Genomic DNA, 4365 nt, shown 5'->3' on the forward strand with positions numbered 1-4365 from the left:
ATGAACATTTTCAGCAAATCGAAGGGCATTGTTTATCCTGAACGTCGTCCGATGAAATATAAACATGTTAGAGAGACGTTAGGATTCAAAGATGAGAATTTAACGCTTCGTAAGTCGATTCAAATCAAGGACGAAGAGCATGATTTTGAGAATACCGTAATTATAGAGCAATATAATAAGCGTGTAGCGGACAAAAGAGGATTGCTTGCTTCTATAACCAGATATCGTTCACTGCTCTTAGAAACGAAACCAGGGGCTCTCAGAGACACTTTGGAGCAAGAGTTGTTTGCATTAGAACATAAATTTGAACTTCAAGAACGAGCAAAAGAAGAAAGTTTAAAAAATCGAACCGCATAGGTTTATTTGGTTGTGTACAATTTTATTTTTGATCAGAAAGGTAGGGAGTGTCATTGGCAGAAGATAAAATAACGATAAAAGAGATTTCAGATGTGTTAAATGTATCGAAAACTACGGTTAGAAACCATGTGCACAAGGTTTGCGGTGAGTTACCGGTTGTCGAAAAGGGAAAGAAAATCACTTTAAGTATTGATACAGCTGAACTTGTTCGAGAATCGATACTACTATCTAAAAGCAGTAAAATTGCAAACTCAACTGCAAACTTGGCCGATAACTCGAGTGCAAAGTTACCGCAAACTGATTTTTCGGTTGAAGAAACATTTGAGGTTTTAAAAAAACAGTTAGAAGAAAAAGATAAGCAATTAAAAATCAAGGATCAATTAATTTCTGAATTATTACAAGATTTACGCAATCACCAACATTCATTTTTACTTCAACAAGAGAAAACGCAACAATTACTTTTAGAAAATGATACGCTTCGTAAGCGCAAGTGGTGGAAAATTTGGAAATATTAGAGGAATGAAAGAAGGAAAAACAAATGACAAAAGAACGGCTGCAAATTTATATTGATCCTGAACATAGAGACGCATTAGAAGAATTAAAAGAATTGTTATCGGTGGAAGATTCGGCAACGGACAGTGCCTTAATTCGCTATATTATTTTGGAATTGTATCGATTAAAGACAAAAGAAAATATCCAAATGCGCGCACTTTTAAATCGCTTGGATGAACTTTTAATCTATTCAAATAGTTTTGCGGAAACGATGGACGTCGATATTTTTGATCTCGAAAATTCTGAAAAATATAAAGAAGTGAAGACCCAACAAAGAGGAAGATGGGCGAATGGTCGGCGAAAAAAAGCAAAAAATAAATTACAAAAAAGAACTGTTCATATGGAAAAAGAGAAAGTAAAAGTAGAAAAAAAAGAAGAAGAAAAGCTTGATTTTCATGCCATTGTTGCGAAGTATTTGTAAAAATTGTTTCTCCAAAAAGGACAATCTGTGGTGGTACTTAGAGACTACTTTTCGCGAAAACGACTACTTGAGTAGTTTCTGAACAACTCCCTGACAACTGCTAAAAACTATGCTTTGGTATCACATTTATTTTCTTAAAAACGCAATAGGCACAGCCTATTTTCCCACTTTCAGCATGAGAGTGGTGCGTTTACCTTATGCTCTTTCCATTTTTAGCAAAAAAAGTGGTCATGTTTTATCAATATAAGTAGGTCTTATCCGATATTATTTCGAGTATATAAAATGTATCTTTACAATTTTAAAGCGCTACCATATAATTGCAGTTGTAAAATACCGATTTTGCAATTTATTAATCAGTTTTTTATAAATAATGAAAAGAGAGTAGGAATAAAATGAAAAAATCAAAATTATTTAGTGTGCTTATGTCTAGCTTTATTCTTTTATCGTCAGTTCCATTTGGACTTTCAAGTGTGACAGTAAGTGCAGATGATGTTGCAATAGAGGAAGTGCAATTTTCGGATAGTACAGAAATTGTTGAAACTAAATCTAATGATCTTTATAAAGCTTTTTTGAAAAAAATAAATAGTGATGAATTTAAAAGTGAATTTAATTCTTTAACCGATTCTGAAAAGGAAAAGAAAATTACTGATTTATTTATTGAATTCGAAGGAGCTGAAGTCAGTTTGGCTGTTGTAGATAATGATTCTTTTTCTACTGCTAGAGCTTCAAATCCTAATTATAGTCAAACGGGATGGACTGAAAAATTTGTAAATGGTGGGCTTAACGATTATGCTACTACAAAGGCAGGATTAAAAAATTTAAAAGGATATTATAATTATTGTAAAGGGGTTGCTCTTGGAGCTACAACAAGTTTTGGCGCAGCCATTGGTGGAGGTATGGGAGCTTTAGCTGGACTTTTAACAGGAGGCGTTTTGTATTCACGTCTTAATTCTGGAGAAAGTTTATGCAGTTCTTATATCAATGCTGGAAAAACAAAAGGTGGCGTCAGAATGACTGCTACAGAATGTTTTAAGATTAATAGTATTAATTCTATCAAGAGAGCGTAAATTTGATTGTAGAGGTGATCTATGAAAATTCAGTACAGACTTATTTTTCTTTCTGTATTATTTATTTTAATAGGATTTGTCATATTTGAAAATTATACAGATATTTTTTATATACTGTTAAACTTTTCTCTTCCTGTTCTATTTATAATTTTCAGATTATTTTTTTCTGATGTTAAAAACAGGAAATTGTTTTGGCAAAAAAGGTCACCTTATTTTGGAGATCAAAGAAGAAAAATAAATAAAAATATTTTAAACTTGTTCTTTTTTATAGGATTATTATGGTATGCGTATTTAATTTATCAATATCTGAATTAAAAAGATGAACAATCCTAGTGCTCATAAATATTTTGTGAGCACTAGGATTGTTCTATTATTTTCTAAAGAACGTTTTATGCCGCGAAAGTTCCTTTACAGTAGGCTTCCCCCTGTTATACTGAAGCGAGAGCAAGTCAGAAGCTGAATTTGCGACAAAGCGTAGGGGGTACGGGGGGAAGGGAACCTGCTGTCAAGGAAACGTGGAATAAACATATTTCGGATTTTTCTTGTCAAGGTTAGTTGGTAGCGGTATACTTATTTTAATTTGATAGGACTGAAAAAAAGAACAAAAAAAAACGCTAAGAGATCCTACCCTCTTAACGTTACAGATAGATAAAGCTAGACCCTTTATCTACCATTCGAAGATATTATATAGGCATTTGAAGAAGAATGCAAGATATTGAGTGAATGGCTGACCAAGGGTGGGAAGCTAGGACGTCAATCTCTTGCATTTTTTTGTGTTCAAAAAGGAAGAGGGCTTGCTGAAGCGATTGTTTGGGTTGCCTTGATTCTACCGAGTGTTTTAGCTGCGCCTGGCACACTCCCAGCGTGCCTAAGGCGAGTGCTGTGCACGTCAGCAGCTCGGTAGATCTCCAGGGGAGAAAAGGCAAAACAATCGCTCTAGCAAGGGTTGTAGGGAGCGTAGCGACCGAAAACCCTTTAACTTGATTTTAACTAAACATTACGAGAAAAAGAATTCGGTAGGCGTAGCCAGAGGAGGTGCAGACATGGTAGAAATGAGAAAAATCGATGCTTTTATCCAAAATGATGATTATGTTACGGTCACTGATATGGGCGAAATTATTGAAGTGCAATATTTATCTCATAAAAATACGTCTGCACCGATCAAAAAAATTTCCAAAGACCAATATGTCGATTTGCAGACGGGCGAAATTAAAGATTTTGCTCATTCTGAGAATCGGGGACAAAATTTAGACAGCTTACGTAAAACATTTAAAAAATTGGGGTATTTGGTAAACAATAATTTTTCTGGAAAGAAAAATGAGCTTTGGACAACGCTGACTTACGCTGATAACATACAGGATTTGAAAAAAGTTTCAGCTGATTTTGATAAGTTTATCAAGCGATTTAAGTATTTTATGGCCAATGAGTATGGAGAAGTTAGAGAGATTGCTTATAAGAAAAAAGGAAAAAATAAAAAGTATAAGCTTAATGTCAAAAATAAGAGTAAATTTGAGTTTGTTAAAGTATTGGAGCCACAAGGTCGTGGGGCTTGGCATATTCATATGTTGCTAAAATTTCCACATTTGAAAAGTGTTTATATTCCAAATGAGACTTTTGCAGATCTTTGGTCTCATGGGTTTGTGGATGTGAAACGTATTGATAAAACCGATAATTTAGGTGCGTATTTGTGTGCGTATTTAACCGATATTTTGGTGGAAGATGATGAAAGCAAGTATGAGGATATCTTGTGTCAACAAGGGGCTGAAGGAATTGAAACCACAAAAACAGATGAAAGTAAGGCGGTTATAAAAGGCGGTCGTCTGCACATGTATCCTTCTGGTATGAACATTTTCAGCAAATCGAAGGGCATTGTTTATCCTGAACGTCGTCCGATGAAATATAAACATGTTAGAGAGACGTTAGGATTCAAAGATGAGAATTTAACGCTTCGTAAGTCGATTCAAATCA

The 4365-nt window shown here is 34.4% G+C and carries 4 protein-coding genes and 1 pseudogene; all 5 read left to right on the forward strand.

Annotation, left to right across the window (positions count from 1 at the left end; translation table 11 throughout):
* Positions 1 to 357 (forward strand): annotated as a pseudogene (locus tag AEQ18_RS15250) (rolling circle replication-associated protein); the annotation flags it as partial.
* Between the two features lie 53 nt (positions 358 to 410).
* Positions 411 to 872 carry a helix-turn-helix domain-containing protein gene (locus AEQ18_RS15255; protein ID WP_054117215.1) on the forward strand — a complete coding sequence of 154 codons (462 nt, stop codon included), beginning with the start codon at positions 411 to 413 and terminating at the stop codon, positions 870 to 872.
* 23 nt (positions 873 to 895) lie between these two features.
* A complete protein-coding gene (locus tag AEQ18_RS15260) occupies positions 896 to 1330 on the forward strand; it encodes a hypothetical protein (RefSeq protein WP_054117216.1) in 435 nt (144 codons plus the stop codon).
* A 392-nt stretch (positions 1331 to 1722) separates the two neighbouring features.
* Positions 1723 to 2397: a hypothetical protein gene (locus AEQ18_RS15265; protein ID WP_054117217.1), complete on the forward strand. Its 675-nt coding sequence runs from the start codon at positions 1723 to 1725 to the stop codon at positions 2395 to 2397.
* Between the two features lie 1043 nt (positions 2398 to 3440).
* The coding region (locus AEQ18_RS15275; protein WP_054117219.1) for a rolling circle replication-associated protein at positions 3441 to 4365 on the forward strand (925 nt) is incomplete at its 3' end.

The sequence above is a fragment of the Enterococcus sp. RIT-PI-f genome (genome assembly GCF_001297065.1).
Taxonomy (GTDB): domain Bacteria; phylum Bacillota; class Bacilli; order Lactobacillales; family Enterococcaceae; genus Enterococcus_D.